The organism is Mycobacterium sp. MOTT36Y (assembly GCF_000262165.1).
In the GTDB taxonomy this organism is placed as follows: Bacteria; Actinomycetota; Actinomycetes; order Mycobacteriales; family Mycobacteriaceae; genus Mycobacterium; species Mycobacterium intracellulare.
The window spans coordinates 3,995,005-4,012,269 of sequence record NC_017904.1 but is presented as its reverse complement, the minus strand read 5'-3'; the positions used below and the strand labels follow the sequence as shown (position 1 = coordinate 4,012,269).

The 17,265-nt window shown below is 70.7% G+C and carries 13 protein-coding genes and 1 pseudogene; 9 read left to right on the top strand and 5 right to left on the bottom strand.

Annotation, left to right across the window (positions count from 1 at the left end; genetic code table 11):
* Position 1: 1 nt before the first annotated feature.
* Positions 2 to 850, top strand: a complete 849-nt coding sequence (gene mutM, locus W7S_RS18040) for a DNA-formamidopyrimidine glycosylase (protein WP_009956339.1) — start codon at positions 2 to 4, stop codon at positions 848 to 850.
* Positions 851 to 961: 111 nt separating this feature from the next.
* Here the strand turns inward: mutM and W7S_RS18035 are convergent.
* Positions 962 to 1,719, bottom strand: a pseudogene (locus tag W7S_RS18035) (PIG-L deacetylase family protein).
* 52 nt (positions 1,720 to 1,771) lie between these two features.
* On the opposite strand from W7S_RS18035, the gene W7S_RS18030 reads away from it, so the two are divergent.
* The 7 genes from W7S_RS18030 to W7S_RS18000 all read left to right on the top strand — a co-directional run bounded on the left by W7S_RS18030 (position 1,772) and on the right by W7S_RS18000 (position 11,997).
* Positions 1,772 to 2,185: an OsmC family protein gene (locus W7S_RS18030; RefSeq protein ID WP_014712084.1), complete on the top strand. Its 414-nt coding sequence runs from the start codon at positions 1,772 to 1,774 to the stop codon at positions 2,183 to 2,185.
* Positions 2,172 to 2,465: an acylphosphatase gene (locus W7S_RS18025; protein WP_008258938.1), complete on the top strand. Its 294-nt coding sequence runs from the start codon at positions 2,172 to 2,174 to the stop codon at positions 2,463 to 2,465. The genes W7S_RS18030 and W7S_RS18025 overlap by 14 nt, the downstream gene beginning before the upstream one ends.
* Before the next feature lie 135 nt (positions 2,466 to 2,600).
* Entirely contained in the window at positions 2,601 to 6,191 is a 3,591-nt protein-coding gene (smc, locus tag W7S_RS18020) for a chromosome segregation protein SMC (RefSeq protein ID WP_014712083.1), read from the top strand.
* 62 nt (positions 6,192 to 6,253) lie between these two features.
* Complete coding sequence (ftsY, locus tag W7S_RS18015; RefSeq protein WP_014712082.1) at positions 6,254 to 7,579, top strand: signal recognition particle-docking protein FtsY; 1,326 nt, start codon at positions 6,254 to 6,256, stop codon at positions 7,577 to 7,579.
* A 153-nt stretch (positions 7,580 to 7,732) separates the two neighbouring features.
* Complete coding sequence (locus tag W7S_RS18010; protein ID WP_008258928.1) at positions 7,733 to 9,154, top strand: ammonium transporter; 1,422 nt, start codon at positions 7,733 to 7,735, stop codon at positions 9,152 to 9,154.
* Positions 9,151 to 9,489 (top strand): nitrogen regulatory protein P-II, encoded by a 339-nt coding sequence (gene glnB / locus W7S_RS18005; RefSeq protein WP_003878721.1) that lies wholly within the window; start codon positions 9,151 to 9,153, stop codon positions 9,487 to 9,489. Before W7S_RS18010 ends, glnB begins: the two co-directional genes overlap by 4 nt.
* 45 nt (positions 9,490 to 9,534) lie before the next feature.
* Complete coding sequence (locus W7S_RS18000; RefSeq protein ID WP_081490125.1) at positions 9,535 to 11,997, top strand: [protein-PII] uridylyltransferase; 2,463 nt, start codon at positions 9,535 to 9,537, stop codon at positions 11,995 to 11,997.
* An 18-nt stretch (positions 11,998 to 12,015) separates the two neighbouring features.
* Here the strand turns inward: W7S_RS18000 and W7S_RS17995 are convergent, their stop codons facing one another.
* The 4 genes from W7S_RS17995 to W7S_RS17980 all read right to left on the bottom strand — a co-directional run bounded on the left by W7S_RS17995 (position 12,016) and on the right by W7S_RS17980 (position 15,557).
* Positions 12,016 to 12,384: a VOC family protein gene (locus W7S_RS17995; protein ID WP_041297949.1), complete on the bottom strand. Its 369-nt coding sequence runs from the start codon at positions 12,382 to 12,384 to the stop codon at positions 12,016 to 12,018.
* Between the two features lie 23 nt (positions 12,385 to 12,407).
* Positions 12,408 to 12,836 (bottom strand): DUF6188 family protein, encoded by a 429-nt coding sequence (locus tag W7S_RS17990; RefSeq protein WP_014712079.1) that lies wholly within the window; start codon positions 12,834 to 12,836, stop codon positions 12,408 to 12,410.
* Positions 12,837 to 12,897: 61 nt separating this feature from the next.
* Entirely contained in the window at positions 12,898 to 14,661 is a 1,764-nt protein-coding gene (locus tag W7S_RS17985; RefSeq protein ID WP_014712078.1) for a DEAD/DEAH box helicase, read from the bottom strand.
* 101 nt (positions 14,662 to 14,762) lie between these two features.
* Positions 14,763 to 15,557 (bottom strand): alpha/beta hydrolase, encoded by a 795-nt coding sequence (locus tag W7S_RS17980; RefSeq protein WP_014712077.1) that lies wholly within the window; start codon positions 15,555 to 15,557, stop codon positions 14,763 to 14,765.
* A 139-nt stretch (positions 15,558 to 15,696) separates the two neighbouring features.
* On the opposite strand from W7S_RS17980, the gene ffh reads away from it, so the two are divergent.
* On the top strand, positions 15,697 to 17,253 hold the full coding sequence (ffh, locus tag W7S_RS17975) for a signal recognition particle protein (protein WP_008258909.1): 1,557 nt from the start codon (positions 15,697 to 15,699) through the stop codon (positions 17,251 to 17,253).
* The last annotated feature ends 12 nt before the right edge of the window (positions 17,254 to 17,265 follow it).

Below are 17,265 nucleotides of genomic sequence, written 5' to 3'. Positions count from 1 at the left end.
GATGCCCGAACTGCCCGAAGTCGAGGTGGTGCGCCGCGGCCTGCACGCCCATGTGGTGGGCAAGACGATCACGGCCGTCCGGGTGCACCACCCGCGCGCGGTCCGACGCCACGAGGCGGGGGCCGCGGACCTGACCGCCCGGCTCCTCAACGACCGGATCACCGGCACCGACCGGCGCGGTAAGTACCTGTGGCTGTTGCTCGACAGCGACGCGGCGCTCGTCGTGCACCTCGGCATGAGCGGGCAGATGCTGCTCGGCGCGGTGCCGCGCGCCGACCACGTCCGGATCTCCGCCCTGCTCGACGACGGGACCGTGCTGAGCTTCGCCGATCAGCGCACCTTCGGCGGGTGGATGCTCGCCGACCTGGTCGAGGTGGACGGCAGCGTGGTGCCCGAACCCGTCGCGCACCTGGCGCGCGACCCGCTGGACCCCCGGTTCGACGCCGACGCCGTCGTAAAAGTCTTGCGGCGCAAGCACTCCGAAATCAAGCGCCAGCTGCTCGACCAGCAGGTGGTGTCGGGCATCGGCAACATCTACGCCGACGAGGCGCTGTGGCGGGCCAAGGTGCACGGGGCGCGGATCGCCGACGCGCTGACTCGCAAGCAGTTGACCGCCGTGCTCGACGCGGCCGCCGACGTGATGCGTGACGCGCTGGCCAAGGGCGGGACCTCGTTCGATTCGCTGTACGTCAACGTCAATGGCGAATCCGGATACTTCGACCGCTCACTGGACGCCTACGGCCGGGAAGGCCAGGGCTGCCGCCGCTGCGGCGCGGTGATGCGCAGGGAGAAGTTCATGAACCGCTCGTCGTTCTATTGCCCGAAATGCCAACCGCGCCCGCGTGTTTGAGTGTGAAGACTTGGCTTTGACGGTGACCACACGGTTGCGACACGCCGAGGGTGGGTGACCGGCTTTCACACCGGACGCCCCGCGTTCACACTCGACGACGCAATAGGTGCATCACTCGAAGATGTCACGGCGCAGCGTCCCCGTGGGCAGTGCCGGATCCACAAACCACTCGTGGCTGAACAGCGCGCCGAACACCTGGGGCGGCAACCGCATCAGGAGCCCGAACAGGCGCGCGCCCAGGCCCGAACTGCCGATCTGGGAACGGTGCGCGGCAAAAGCGTCCCGCTTCTGGCGGGCGAAGCGGAACACGTTGACCCGGTGGGTGATGGTCGCGCGCGGGGCATACGCGCCCCGGACGATGTCACGTTCGTACGGTCCGGGAAGCCGCCGCTGACGCGAAGCAGCATTTCGCGGGGCATCGTCACCTCGAGCACCCGGGGAATCGCGGCGAGCTCGGCGGCTCGCTTGCCGACGTGGTGCACCTGCACATGATCGCGGTGGCCGTAGCCGCCGTTGGGCTGGTAGCTGAGCAGCAGATCGGCGTGCTCATCGCGAAGGATGGCGGCCAGCCGCCCCGCCGCCTCGTCGAGGTCCGCCCGCCCGAATCGGGTGCGCCCGGGCGGATCCGGGTAGAACAGCGGGCCGTAGCCGCTGTCGGCGTAGCCGAGGCACTCCACCCGCTGGGCCCCGAGAATGCTTGCGCTCGACCGCAATTCGCCCAGCCGGTTGCCGTCCTCGTTGTGCACCCGCCCGTCGGTCGCCGTGACCACGACGACGCGATGCCCGGCCGCGGACGCGCGCGCAAGCGTGCCGCCGGTGAGGACCACCTCGTCGTCGGGGTGCGCGTGGAACGCGACGACGGTGGCCATGCCAAACAGTATGCCCGCGCGTCACGGCGGGGCCGCCCGGTAGAAATGAGCCATGGCCGAACTATGGGTGGAACGCACCGGAACTCGCCGCTACACGGGATACAGCTCGCGGGGAGCGCAGGTGCTCGTCGGCTCCGAGGACGTCGACGGCGTGTTCACTCCCGGCGAGCTGCTCAAGATCGCGCTCGCGGCCTGCAGCGGGATGTCCAGCGATATGCCGCTGGCCCGCCGGCTGGGCGACGACTACAAGGCGGTCATCAGGGTCTCCGGCGCGGCCGACCGCGAGCGGGAACGCTATCCGCTGCTCGAGGAGACGCTGGAGCTGGATCTGTCGGGGTTGGCCGAGGACGAGAAGGAGCGCCTGCGCGTCGTGGTCAACCGGGCCATCGACCAGGTCTGCACGGTCGGGCGCACCTTGCAGTCCGGCACCACCGTCAACTTCGAGGTGAGCGATGTCGGATCCTGACGCCCGGCTCACCGCCTGGGTGCACGGGAACGTCCAGGGGGTGGGTTTCCGGTGGTGGACGCGGTGCCGGGCGCTGGAGCTGGGCCTCACCGGCTACGCCGCCAACCAGGCCGACGGCCGCGTGCTGGTGGTCGCCCAGGGGCCGCGGGAGGCCGGCGAGAAGCTGCTGGAGCTGCTGCGGGGCGGCGCGTCCTGGCCCGCCCAGCCCGGACGCGTCGACAAGGTCGTCGCCGACTGGTCGCAGCCCCAGGAGCGTTTCGAGGGGTTCGTCGAGCGGTGACGGCGCCTGCTTCTCGTGGCTGATGTGACCACTGTGACCAGTGCGTCGCGCCGCGACGCCGCCGGCAGATTTCGGGCCGGCCGACACCCCTCGGTGAGCCTGCCCGGGATGGTTTGAGCGGTAGTCTGGCTCGCCGTGTACCTCAAGAGTCTGACGCTGAAGGGCTTCAAGTCCTTTGCCTCGCCGACGACTCTGCGTTTCGAGCCGGGCATCACCGCGGTGGTCGGGCCCAACGGTTCGGGCAAGTCCAACGTCGTCGACGCGCTGGCCTGGGTCATGGGCGAGCAGGGCGCCAAGACGCTGCGCGGCGGGAAGATGGAGGACGTCATCTTCGCCGGGACCTCGTCGCGCGCCCCGCTGGGCCGCGCCGAGGTCACCGTGACCATCGACAACTCCGACAACGCGCTGCCCATCGAGTACTCCGAGGTCTCGATCACCCGGCGGATGTTCCGCGACGGTGCCAGCGAATACGAAATCAACGGCAGCAGTTGCCGTTTGATGGACGTTCAGGAACTGCTGAGCGACTCCGGGATCGGCCGGGAGATGCACGTCATCGTCGGGCAGGGCAAGCTCGACGAGATCCTGCAGTCGCGGCCCGAGGACCGTCGCGCGTTCATCGAAGAAGCCGCGGGCGTGCTCAAGCACCGCAAGCGCAAGGAGAAGGCCCTCCGCAAGCTCGACGCGATGTCGGCGAACCTCGCCCGGCTCACCGACCTGACCACCGAGCTGCGCCGCCAGCTCAAACCGTTGGGCCGCCAGGCCGAGGTGGCCCGCCGCGCCCAGACGATCCAGGCCGACCTGCGTGACGCGCGGCTGCGGCTGGCCGCCGACGACCTGGTCAACCGCAAGGGCGAGCGCGAGGCCATCTTCGAGGCCGAGGCCGCCATGCGGCGCGAGCACGACGAGGCCTCCGCGCGGCTGGCCGTCGCGTCCGAGGAGCTCACCGCGCACGAGACCGCCGTCGGCGAGCTCTCCGGGCGCGCCGAATCGGTGCAGCACACCTGGTTCGCGCTGTCCGCGCTGGCCGAACGGGTGGCCGCCACGGTGCGCATCGCCAGCGAGCGGGCCCAGCACCTCGACGTGGAGCCGGTGGCGGCCGGCGACACCGACCCCGACGCTTTGGAAGCCGAGGCCGAGCAGGTCGCGATCGCCGAGCAGCGGCTGCTGGCGGAGTTGGCCGCGGCGCGCATCCGCCTCGACGGCGCGCGCGCCGAGTTGGCCGAGCGCGAGCGCGAGGCCGCCGAGGCCGACCGGGCGCACATGGCGGCGGTGCGCGCCGAGGCGGATCGGCGCGAAGGGCTGGCGCGGCTGGCCGGTCAGGTGGAGACGATGCGGGCGCGCGTCGAGTCGATCGACGACAGCGTCGCGCGGCTGTCCGAACGCATCGAAGCCGCCGCCGCCCGCGCCCAGCAGGCCAAGGCCGAATTCGAAACCGTGCAGGGTCGCGTCGGGGAACTCGACCAGGGCGAGATGGGACTCGACGAGCACCACGAGCGCACTGTGGCCGCGCTGCGGTTGGCCGACGCGAGGGTCGCCGAACTGCAGTCCGCCGAGCGGGACGCCGAACGCCAGGTGGCCTCGCTGCGCGCCCGCATCGACGCGCTCGCCGTCGGCCTCGAACGCAAGGACGGTGCCGCCTGGCTTACCCAAAACCATTCCGGCACAGGGCTTTTGGGTCCGATGGCCAAGCTGGTCAAGGTCCGCTCCGGCTACGAGGCGGCGCTGGCCGCGGTGCTGGGATCGGCGGCCGACGCGCTGGCCGCCGAGAGCTTCGGCGCGGCCCGGTCCGCGGTCGCCGCGCTCAAACAGGCCGACGGCGGCCGGGCCGCGCTGGTGCTCGGAGACTGGCCCGCCGATCACCCCGCCCCGCAGGCCGCCCCGGCGGGCGCGCTGTGGGCGCTCGACCTGATCGACGCTCCCGAGCGGCTGCGCGGCGCGATCACGGCGATGCTCTCGGGCGTCGCGGTGGTCGACGACCTGGACCGGGCGCTCGCCCTGGTCGCGGAGCATCCCCGGTTGCGCGCGGTCACCCTCGACGGCGACCTGGTGGGCGCCGGCTGGGTGAGTGGGGGCTCCGATCGCAAGCTGTCCACGCTCGAGGTGACCTCCGAGATCGACAAGGCCGGCGCCGAGTTGACCGCCGCGGAGGCCCAGGTGGCCCAGCTGAGCGCGGCGCTGTCCGGCGCGCTGACCGAGCAGGCCGCCCGCCAGGACTCCGCCGAGCAGGCGCTGGCCGCCCTCAACGAATCCGACAGCGCCATCTCGGGAATGTACGAACAGCTCGGCCGGCTCGGCCAGGAAGCCCGCACGTCCGAGGACGAGTGGAGCAGGCTGCTGCGGCAACGCGAGGAGCTCGAAGCGGGCCGGACGCAGACCGTCGGCGAAGTCACCGAACTGGAAACCCGGCTGCGCAACGCGCAGGAGACCCAGCAGGCGCCGGCGGAGGAACCGGTGGACCGCCAGCAGATCGCCGCCGCCACCGAGACCGCGCGCAGCGTCGAAGTGGAGGCCCGGCTCGCGGTGCGCACCGCCGAGGAGCGCGCGAACGCGGTGCGCGGGCGGGCGGATTCGTTGCGCCGCGCGGCCGCCGCCGAACGCGAAGCCCGGGTGCGGGCCCAGCAAGCACGTGAGGCGCGGCTGCGGGCGGCCGCGGTGGCCGCCGCGGTGGCCGACTCCGGCCGGCTGCTGGCGCAGCGGTTGAACGGGGTCGTCGACTCGGCGTCCAAGATCCGTGACGCCCTGGCCGCCGAACGCCAGCAGCGCGCGACGGCGATGGCGGCGGTGCGCGACGAGGTGAACGCGCTGGGCGCCCGGGTGGCCGCCCTGACCGACTCGCTGCACCGCGACGAGGTGGCCAACGCCCAGGCGGCGCTGCGGATCGAGCAGCTCGAGCAGATGGTGCTCGAGCAGTTCGGCATGGCGCCGCAGGATTTGATCGCCGAGTACGGCCCGCAGAACGAGCTGCCGCCGACCGACCTGGAGATGGCCGAATACGAGCAGGCCAAGGAGCGCGGCGAGCAGGTCTTCGCGCCGGCCCCCATTCCCTACGACCGCGCCACCCAGGAGCGTCGGGCCAAGCGGGCCGAGCGCGAACTGGCCGAACTGGGCAGGGTCAACCCGCTGGCGCTGGAGGAGTTCGCCGCGCTCGAGGAGCGCTACAACTTCCTGTCCACCCAGCTCGAGGACGTGAAGGCCGCCCGCAAGGACCTGCTCGGGGTGGTCGACGAGGTCGACGCCCGCATCCTGCAGGTGTTCAGCGAGGCCTACGCCGACGTGGAGCGCGAATTCACCGAGGTCTTCACCGTGCTGTTCCCCGGCGGCGAGGGCCGGCTGCGGCTGACCGATCCGGGCGACATGCTGACCACCGGCATCGAGGTGGAGGCCCGTCCGCCGGGCAAGAAGGTCACCCGGCTCTCGCTGCTCTCCGGTGGCGAGAAGGCGCTCACGGCGGTGGCGATGCTGGTGGCGATCTTCCGGGCCCGCCCGTCGCCGTTCTACATCATGGACGAGGTGGAGGCCGCCCTCGACGACACCAACCTGCGGCGCCTGATCTCGCTGTTCGAGCTGCTGCGGGCGCGCTCGCAGCTCATCATCATCACCCACCAGAAGCCGACGATGGAGGTCGCCGACGCGCTCTACGGCGTGACCATGCAGGGCGACGGCATCACCGCGGTGATCTCCCAGCGGATGCGCGGCCAGCAGGTGGAGCAGTTGGTCACGACCTGATCGGCGGGCCGGGGCACGCCCCGGTGACCGACCGGCACCGGACCGCTTGAAACAATGTCAGCGTGTCCCAAGGTCTTTGGATCGCGCTCGCGGTCCTGATAGCTCTCGTCGTCCTGGTCGCGCTGGTCTTGGGCCTGCTGCGGTACCGCCGGCGGCGGATCAGCTTCTCGACGCGCGCCGAACCCGGGGCGATCGACCGCTCCGGCGGATACACCACATCGTCCGGCATCACCTTCAGCCAGACGCCGACCGTGGCGCCGCCCGAGCGGCTCGACACCACCGGGCTGCCCGGGGTGGGCGACGACGCCACCATCCCGCGCGACGCGCCGCGGCGCACCATCTCCGACGTCGACCTCCCCGAACCGGAGACCGTCGCGCCGCCACCGATCCCCGCCGCGCCACCCGAAACCCCGGCGCCCGAGACCCCGGCGCCCGAAACGCCGGCCGCCCCCGAGATCGAGGAGATCGCGCCGCCCGAGGGCCGCCTGGAACGGCTGCGCGGCCGGCTGGCCCGTTCGCAAACCGCGTTCGGCCGCAGCATGCTGGGCCTGATCGGCGGCGGCGACCTCGACGAAGACGCCTGGCAGGACGTCGAGGACACGCTGCTCGTCGCCGACCTGGGCCCCGTCGTCGCCGAATCGGTCATCGCCCAGTTGCGCGCCCGGCTGGCCGGCAGCGACGTGCGCACCGAGGCCGACGCGAAGGCCGTGCTGCGCGACGTGCTGATCAAGGAGCTGCAGCCCGGCATGGACCGGTCGATCCGGGCGCTGCCGCACGCCGACCATCCCTCGGTGCTGCTGGTCGTCGGCGTGAACGGCACCGGGAAGACCACCACGGTCGGCAAGCTGGCCCGCGTCCTGGTCGCCGACGGGCGGCGCGTCGTCCTGGGCGCCGCCGACACCTTCCGGGCCGCGGCCGCCGATCAGCTGCAGACCTGGGCGTCGCGGGTGGGCGCCGAGGTGGTGCGCGGGGCCGAAGGCGCCGACCCGGCGTCGGTGGCGTTCGACGCCGTCGACAAGGGCATCGCCGCCGGCGTCGATGTCGTGCTCATCGACACCGCGGGCCGGTTGCACACCAAGGTCGGGCTGATGGACGAACTCGACAAGGTCAAGCGCGTGGTGACCCGGCGCGCCGCGGTCGACGAGGTGCTGCTGGTGCTCGACGCCACCATCGGGCAGAACGGCCTGGCCCAGGCCCGGGTGTTCGCCGAGGTCGTCGAGATCACCGGGGCCGTCCTGACCAAGCTGGACGGAACGGCCAAGGGCGGCATCGTCTTTAGGGTCCAGCAGGAGCTCGGCGTGCCGGTCAAGCTGGTCGGGCTCGGTGAGGGCCCCGACGACCTCGCGCCATTCGAACCGGCCGCGTTCGTCGACGCGCTGCTCGGCTGACACCACCGCAGCGGCGCGCGGGACGTTAATCCCGCCGAAACACGACGGCACCATCGCCGAAACAACCATTGCGCAATCTTCTCGCAGGTCATCGGACGCATGTCCGACGTCCCATTGCGGCCCGACCGGAGGAGATTGCGAGTGACATACCCGATGCTGGGCCAGCCCAACACCGGCGATACCGCCTGGATGCTGGCCAGTTCCGCGCTGGTGCTGTTGATGACGCCGGGTCTGGCGTTCTTCTACGGCGGTATGGTGCGCGCCCGAAGCGTGCTGAACATGCTCATGATGAGCATCAGCGCGATGGGCGTGGTCACCGTGCTGTGGGTGCTGTACGGCTATTCGGTCGCGTTCGGCGACGACGTCGGCAACTTCATGGGCAAGCCGACGTCCTATTGGGGCCTCAAGGGCCTCATCGGCGTCAACGCGGTGGCCGCCGACCCCAGCAAAGGCACTGCGGCGACGGACATTCCGCTCGCCGGCACCCTGCCCGCCACGGTGTTCGTGGCGTTCCAGCTGATGTTCGCGATCATCACCGTCGCGCTGATCTCCGGCGCGGTGTCCGACCGCCTGAAGTTCGGCGCCTGGCTGGTGTTCGCCGGCCTGTGGGCGACGTTCGTCTACTTCCCGGTCGCCCACTGGGTTTTCGCGTTCGACGGCTTCGCCTCCGAGCACGGCGGCTGGATCGCCAACAAGCTGCACGCGATCGACTTCGCCGGCGGGACCGCCGTCCACATCAACTCCGGTGTGGCGGGCCTGATGCTGGCCATCGTGCTGGGGAAGCGGCGCGGCTGGCCCACCACGTTGTTCCGCCCGCACAACCTGCCGTTCGTGATGCTCGGCGCCGGGTTGCTGTGGTTCGGCTGGTACGGGTTCAACGCCGGGTCGGCCACCAGCTCCAACGGCGTCGCCGGGACGACGTTCGTCACCACCACGGTCGCGACGGCCACCGCGATGCTGGGCTGGATGCTGACCGAGCGCATCCGCGACGGCAAGGCGACGACGCTGGGGGCCGCGTCGGGCATCGTCGCGGGCCTGGTCGCCATCACCCCGTCCTGCTCGTCGGTCAACGTCCTGGGCGCGCTGGTCGTGGGCCTGGTCGCCGGGGTGCTGTGCGCGCTGGCCGTCGGCCTGAAATTCAAGCTCGGCTTTGACGACTCGCTCGACGTGGTCGGGGTGCACCTGGTCGGCGGCCTGGCCGGCACGCTGCTGGTGGGCCTGCTCGCCGCCCCGGAAAGCCCGGCGATCAACGGCGTGGTCGGGGTGTCGAAGGGATTGTTCTACGGCGGCGGCTGGGCTCAGCTCGAGCGGCAGGCGATCGGCGCGTTCAGCGTCCTCGCCTACTCCGGGGTGGTTACGCTGATCCTGGCTTTGATCCTGAAGTACACCATCGGGCTTCGCCTCAACCCGGAAGCGGAAGCCACGGGTATCGACGAGGCCGAGCACGCCGAGAGTGGTTACGATTTCGCGGTGGCTACCGGCTCGGTGCTCCCGCCCCGGGTCGCTGTCGCGGACACCCGCAACGGCGTGAAGGAGGACCGAGTGGGCGACAAAGTGGAGGCAGAGCAGTCATGAAGCTGATCACCGCGATCGTGAAGCCGTTCACGCTCGATGACGTGAAGACCAGTCTCGAGGACGCGGGCGTCCTGGGGATGACGGTCAGCGAAATCCAGGGCTACGGGCGGCAGAAGGGGCACACCGAGGTCTACCGCGGTGCCGAATACTCCGTCGACTTCGTGCCCAAAGTGCGGATCGAGGTCGTCGTCGACGACTCCATCGTCGACAAGGTCGTGGACAGCATCGTCCGGGCGGCGCGTACCGGCAAGATCGGCGACGGGAAAGTGTGGGTCAGTCCCGTGGAAACCATTGTGCGCGTGCGCACCGGCGAGCGCGGAACCGATGCGCTATGACGCGTTTCGTCAATTGCTGATTCGCCCCGGGCGGGCCGCGAGGGCATGACCCCGAACGGCTTCGATCCGCCCGGGCACCCAGCGGGGACAGGAAGCGCCGGCGGGGCAGTCGATTTGGCCGCCTCGCGGCGCCAACTGCTGTCCGAGGGCAGCAAGCTACACGCCGCCGAACTGCGGCACGCCTGGCTGGATCTGCACGAATCATGGCTGATGGCCAAGGCGGCCGAGATCGGGATCGACGACGACAGCGGCTTCGCGATCGTCGGCATCGGCGGGTTGGGCCGCCACGAGCTACTGCCGTATTCCGACCTGGACCTGATGCTGTTGCACGACAACAAGTCCGACGACGTGCTGGGCAAGGTCGCCGACGGGTTGTGGTATCCGTTGTGGGACGCCAACGTTCGCCTCGACCACAGCGTGCGGACCGTGTCCGGCGCCCTGGGCGTGGCCAATGCCGACATGATCGCGGCCCTGGGCATGCTGGACGCACGCCACATCGCCGGCGACGCGCGGCTGTCCGAGGAACTGATCGCGGGCGCGCGACGCCAGTGGCGCAGCGCAATTCGCTCCCGGATGGATGAGCTCGTCGCGATGACGCAGGCCCGCTGGGAGCGCTGCGGGCGGATCGCGCAGCGGGCCGAACCGGACCTGAAATCGGGCCGGGGCGCCCTGCGCGATGTGCAGTTGCTCGACGCGCTCGGCGTGGCCCAGCTCATCGACCGCCACGGCATGGCCCGCCCGGAGTCGCCGGGCGGCTCGCTGGACGACGCCCACCTGACGCTGCTCGACGTGCGCACCGAGCTGCACCGCGTGTCCGGGCGCGGACGCGATCAGCTGCTGGCCCAATACGGCGACGAACTCAGCGCCGCGCTGCACATCGGTGACCGATTCGACTTGGCCCGCAAGCTATCCGACGCCGGGCGCACCATCGCCTACCACGCCGAGACGGGGCTGCGCACCGCCGAGAACGCCCTGCCGCGCCGCGGCGTCTCGGCGTTGGTGCGCCGGCCCAAGCGCCGCCCCCTCGACGAGGGCGTCGTCGAATACGGCGGAGAGATCGTGCTCGCCCGCGACGCGCGACCCGACACCGACGTGGGTTTGGTGCTTCGGGTGGCCGCCGCGTCGGCCGACACCGGGTTGCCCATCGGCGCCGCCACGCTCAGCCGCCTGGCCGCCGGCGCACCCGAGATGCCGGTGCCCTGGCCGCGGGAAGCGTTGGACGACTTACTGGTTGTGCTGTCCGCCGGCCCGACGACCGTGGCCACCATCGAGGCGCTCGACCGCACCGGGCTGTGGGGCCGGCTGCTGCCCGAATGGGACGCGATCCGCGACCTTCCGCCGCGCGACGTCGCGCACAAATGGACGGTGGACCGCCACGTCATCGAGACGGCCGTCAACGCCGCGCCGCTGGCGACCCGCGTGGCGCGGCCCGACTTACTCGCGCTCGGCGCGCTGCTGCACGACATCGGCAAGGGCCGCGGCGTCGACCACAGCGTGCTCGGCGCGGGCCTGGCCCTGGATATTGGGCCGCGACTGGGGATCTCGCCCGCCGACTCCGAGACGCTCGCGCAGCTGGTCCGCCACCACCTGTTGCTGCCGGTCGTGGCGACCCGCAGCGACCTGAACGACCCCAAAACCATTGAGCGCGTGTCGAAATCGCTCGGCGGCGATCCGCTGCTGCTCGAAGTGCTCCACGCGCTCACCGAAGCCGACTCCAAGGCCACCGGGCCGGGGGTGTGGAGCGAATGGAAGGCGTCCCTGATCGAGGAGCTGGTCCGCCGCTGCCGGCTGGTGATGGCGGGGGAGCCGCTTCCGGAGGCCGAACCGACTGCACCCCAATATCTTTCGTTGGCCGCTCAACGCGCGGTCCACGTGGAGATCAAGCCCAGCGGCGGTGAGCGGCTGGACGTGGTGATGGCCGCCCCGGATCAGCGGGGGCTCGTGTCCAAGGCCGCCGCGGTGCTGGCGCTGAACTCGCTGCGCATCCATTCGGCGTCGGCCAGCACCGACGCGGGTTTCGCGGTCGTCGAATTCGTGGTGTCGCCGCTGTTCGGTTCGCCGCCGGAGGCGGGCCTGCTGCGCCAGCAGTTCACCGGCGCGCTCGCCGGTGACGTCGACGTGCTGGGCACGCTGGAGAAACGCGACAGCGACGCCGCCGGCGCGGGGTCCACGCGGGCCGGCGAGGTTCAGGTCGGGGTGCCGGTGACGCGCTCGACCGCCCCGCCCCGCATCCTGTGGGTCGATACGGCCACCGCCGGCCAGCTGATCGTCGAGGTCCGCGCCATGGACCGCCTGGGGCTGCTCGCGATGCTGACCCGGGCGCTGGAGCGGGCCGGAACCGACATCGTCTGGGCCAAGGTCAACACGTTCGGGTCGACGGCGGCCGACGTCTTTTGCGTGACGGCCGCCTCCGGCGGGCAAGCCGGGCGGGACGCGGTCGAGCAGAGCCTGCTCGCCGCGCTCGGTGGGCCGGCGGTCGAGGTTCTCGAGGAACCCGTTGGCGACTAGCCCCGATGACGCCGGCGATCACCGCAACTTCTGGGCGAATTCGATGATGTGGCCGTCCGGGTCGGCGATGTGGAGCGTCCTTTCACGCCAGGGCCGGTCCACCGGTCCGGTGAGGATCTCGACACCGAGGTGCCGCAACCGTTCCGCCTCGCTGTCCACGTCGTCAACCAGGAAACCGATCTCGCCGCACGGCGGGTCGCCGCCCTCGCGGCCGATGAGCTCCGGCAGCTTCGACCGCTCGAAAAGCGAGAACTTGGTGTTGGCCGTCGCGAACTCGACGTAGCCGTCGCCTTCGATCCGTACCTGCAGCCCGATCACGTCGCGGTAGAACGTCACCGACCTCGTGAGCGACTCCACATAGTGGATGACGTAGTCCACGCGACGCATGAAACACCTCGGCGCGTGCTAGCTCACCGGTCGCCGTCGGCCCGAGCCGTATCGAGGCGAACGACCCGCAATTCGCCGTGCGCGAGGCAGGCAGCGTAACCGTGGTGCTTGCTGTAGAGCTCCCACGCGATGGCGTTGTCGTTCGACGGCACGTCGATCTTGTGATCGTCGGAGAACTCGAGGTGGAGATCTCCGGTGTCGGACCAGACGGCACTCGTGCAGCTCGATCCGGCGAAGTCGAAGAGTGGACGCAGTTGACCCGCCGGGTGGTTCGGGTCGATGGCGATCACTTCGGCGGGTGAGGTTTCGATGGCCGGCAGGGTCAGACGCATCGGTGCCGTGATCACCAGCTCGTTGTAGTCCTCGAAATTCAGCACCAGGCCGTCGCGGAACATGATCCGCTGAACCGCACAGCCCTCGAGCCACTGCTCGATCACTTTCTGTTCGGTCATAGATTCCACTCTGGCCCCAATTTGGCACATGCACAACCGTGGTGGGCCATGCCGTACCGGCTCACGAGGTCTCGGCGTTGAGCCGGCGCACGGCGTCGATGCGCGCCCGCAGCTGTTCGCGGCTCGCTGCGGCGATCGGGGGCCCGCCGCAGCGGCGCCGCAGTTCGTTGTGGATCCAGCCGTGCGGCTTGCCCGTCCGGTGATGGGCGATCGAGACGAGCGCGTTGAGCTCGCGGCGCAGCTCCCGAAGCTGGCCGTGCACCGTGGCCGACGGGGATTCGACGGCACCCGGCGATCCGGCCTCCTGGTGCAGCCGGGCCCGCCGCTGCAGCTGTTCGTCCTGGCGCTGGTGCAGCAGCGCACGCATCTGCTCGGCGTCGAGCAGGCCCGGGATGCCGAGGTAGTCGGCCTCCTCGTCGCTGCCCGCCGGCGCGGCGGTGCCGAACGATGATCCGTCGAAGATGAGCTGATCGAGCTCCGCGTCGGCGCCCAGCGAGGTGAACCCCTTGTCGAGGTCGCTCTTCTCGTCCTGCGTCTTGGTGGCGGGATCGCCGTCGAGGGGATCGCCCTCGGATTCCCGGTGCGGCTCGCCGAGCACGTGGTTGCGCTGCGCCTCCAGCTCGCTGGCCAGCTGCAGCAGGTTGGGCACCGACGGCACGAAGATGCTGGCGATCTCGCCCGGGCGCCGCGACCGCACGAACCGGCCGATGGCCTGGGCGAAGAACAGCGGGGTCGAGGCGCTGGTGGCGTAGATCCCGACCGACAGCCGCGGCACGTCGACACCCTCGGAGACCATGCGCACCGCGACGAGCCAGCGGCTGGCGCTCGCCGCGAACTCGCTGATGCGCGCCGACGAGCCGGGGTCGTCGGAGAGCACCAGCGTCGGCGCCTCGCCGGTCAGCTTCGTCAGCAGGGTGGCATAGGCGCGGGCCGCGGTCTGATCGGAGGCGATGATCATGCCGCCGGCGTCGGGCACGTGCGTGCGCAGCTGGCGCAGCCGCAGGTCCGCGGCGGTGATCACGGCGGGCATCCACTCGCCGGCGGGATCCAGCGCCGTGCGCCACGCCCGCGCGGTCTGCTCGGCGGACAGCGGCTCACCCAGTCGGGCGGCGTGCTCCTCGCCGGCGCTGTCGCGCCACCGCGCCTCCCCGGAGTAGGCGAGGAAGACCACGGGCCGGACCACGCCGTCGGCCAGGGCGTCGGTGTAGCCGTAGGTGTGGTCGGCCTGCGACCGCCGTATCCCGTCGGGACCGGCCTCGTAGGTCACGAACGGGATGGGGCTGTCGTCGCTGCGAAAGGGCGTGCCCGTCAGCGCGAGCCGGCGGGTGGCGTCGTCGAACGCCTCGCGGATGGCGTCGCCCCAGGTCTTGGCGTCCCCGCCGTGATGGATCTCGTCGAAGACGACCAGCGTCTTGCGCTGCTCGGTGCGGACCCGGTGCAGCGTGGGATGCGCGGCGACCTGAGCGTAGGTGACCATGACGCCGTGATACTCCGGCGCGATCCGCGGGTTGGCGTTGGAGAATCTCGGGTCCAGGGCGATGCCGTGCCGCGCCGCGGCCTGCGCCCACTGCACCTTGAGATGCTCGGTGGGCACCACGACGGTGACCTGCTCGACCGCGCGCTGGCCGAGGAGTTCGGCCGCCACCCGCAGCGCGAACGTCGTCTTGCCGGACCCGGGGGTGGCCACCGCCAGGAAGTCGCGCGGCTGGCCGGCCAGATATTTGACGAGCGCCCTGCGCTGCCAGCCGCGCAGCACGGCGGTGCCGCTGTCGTCGCCGTGGTCGGTGTCGGTCCGCGCTTGGATGCTGCTGGCCGGCATCGACACAGGCCCCCCAATCGTTGCTGTTCGACACGGCCAGCTCGGTTGAGTGGCGGCTGTGAAATCTAGCACGCCAACGCTTTTCGATGTTGGAGCGACTCGACTCGCTATCGCGCGTGGGTCACCGCTTCGTGGGTCTGCAGCCAGTCGCGGATGCGTTCGGCGACGTCGGCCCAGCCCGGCTCGAGCATCATGTTGTGGCCCATGGAAAAGAATTCCGGCTCGGTGCCGTAGGCCCGCGCGGTGGCGCGCACGTCGCCGGGGCTGACGAAGCCGTCGTGCTCGGCGCCCAGGACCAGGATCGGCGTCGTCACCCGCCGGGTCCGGACGCGGCGGACCATCGGATCGGTCATGGCGGCGCGCACGCTCTCGGCCCCGGCCTGTTGCCGGCAGGCCTCGACGATGTCCTCGGGTGTGTCGGCGCAGAAGAGGTACTCGCGGGCCAGCGCCGGGGTGGCCAAAAATTTCAGCAGCGTGGGATCGTTCCAGGCTTCCATGGTCATCGACGGCCGGCGGCGCCAGACGCGCAACGCCAATCTGAGCACGCCCTGCGGCGGCACCGAGCCCACCAGCACCGCGGCCGGGGCGCTGCGCTCTTCGAGGTAGCGCTGGATCACGAACCCGCCCAGGGAGTGCCCGATCAGGATCGGCGCGCCACCGAGGTCGTCGGCCACCGAGCGGACGTCCTCGATGTAGTCGGCGATGGATACCTTGCGCAACGGCTTCGCGGTGGGGCTGGTGCCGTGCCCGCGCAGGCTCACCGCGACCGTGCGGTAGCCGGCGCCGGCGAAGAAGTCCTGGAAGTGTTCCCAGCACCACGCGCCGTGCCACCCGCCGTGGACGAAGAGCAGGGGCACCGGGTGCTCGGCAGTGCAGGACCCTTTGTCGATCAGCTCGAGCATTCGACCATTCAAACCCGCTCGCCGTCCCTGCGAGACTGAAACGACGTACACCGTTACCGGCGTGTCGTGTGCGTCGTTGCAGTGTCGCGTCGACGGGCGGCGCCGAGTCCGCCCCAACGTGCTCCACTAGGCTGGCGGGGTGTTTGAATCGCTGTCCGACCGATTGACCGGCGCCCTCGCGGGGCTACGCGGCAAGGGTCGACTGACCGACGCCGATATCGAGGCCACCACCCGCGAGATCCGGCTGGCGCTGCTGGAAGCCGACGTGTCGTTGCCCGTCGTGCGCGCCTTCGTCACCCGGATTAAGGACCGCGCCAAGGGCGCCGAGGTGTCGGGTGCCCTCAACCCGGCGCAGCAGGTCGTCAAGATCGTCAACGAGGAACTCATCGGCATCCTGGGCGGACAGACCCGCCAGCTGGCGTTCGCGAAGACGCCGCCGACCGTGGTGATGCTCGCCGGCCTGCAGGGTTCCGGTAAGACGTCGCTGGCCGGCAAGCTAGCGGCCTGGCTGCGCGGGCAGGGCCACACGCCGCTGCTGGTGGCGTGCGACTTGCAGCGCCCGGCCGCGGTCAACCAGCTGCAGGTGGTCGGCGAGCGGGCCGGGGTGCCGGTGTTCGCGCCGCACCCGGGCGAATCCCCGGGGTCCGGACCCGGCGACCCGGTCGCGGTCGCCGCGGCGGGGATCGCCGAGGCCAACGCCAAGCACTTCGACGTCGTCATCGTCGACACCGCCGGCCGGCTGGGCATCGACGACGAACTGATGGCGCAGGCCGCGGCCATCCGCGACGCCATCAATCCCGACGAGGTCCTGTTCGTCCTGGACGCGATGATCGGTCAGGACGCCGTCACCACCGCCGAGGCGTTCCGCGAGGGCGTCGGCTTCACCGGGGTGGTGCTCACCAAGCTCGACGGCGACGCCCGCGGTGGCGCGGCGCTCTCGGTCCGCGAAGTGACCGGTGTCCCAATCCTTTTCGCCTCCACCGGCGAAAAGCTGGAGGACTTCGACGTCTTCCATCCCGACCGGATGTCCAGCCGCATCCTGGGCATGGGCGACGTGTTGAGCCTGATCGAGCAGGCCGAGCAGGTCTTCGACGCCGAACAGGCCGAGGCCGCCGCGGTCAAGATCGGCACCGGCGAGCTCACGCTCGAGGACTTCCTGGAACAGATGCTCGCCATCCGCAAGATGGGCCCGATCGGCAACCTGCTGGGCATGCTGCCCGGGGCCGGGCAGATGAAGGACGCGCTGGCCCAGGTCGACGACCGCCAACTCGACCGCCTGCAGGCCATCATCCGCGGCATGACGCCCGCCGAGCGCGCCGATCCGAAGATCATCAACGCCTCGCGGCGGCTGCGCATCGCCAACGGTTCGGGCGTCTCGGTGTCGGAGGTCAACCAGCTGGTCGACCGCTTCTTCGAGGCCCGCAAGATGATGTCGTCCATGCTCGGCGGCATGGGCATCCCGGGGATGGGCCGCAAGTCCGCGACGCGAAAGGCCAAGGGCGCCAAGGGCAAGGCGGGCAAGAAGGGGAAGAAGGGGGGGCGGGGCCCGACGCCACCCAAGGCGAGAAACCCCCTGGCCGCCGGGATGCCGGCCGGGTTCCCCGACCTGTCGCAGATGCCCGAGGGTCTCAACGAGCTGCCGCCCGGGCTGGCCGACTTCGATCTGTCCAAGCTGAAGTTCCCGGGCAAGTCGTGACCGGAAGAAACT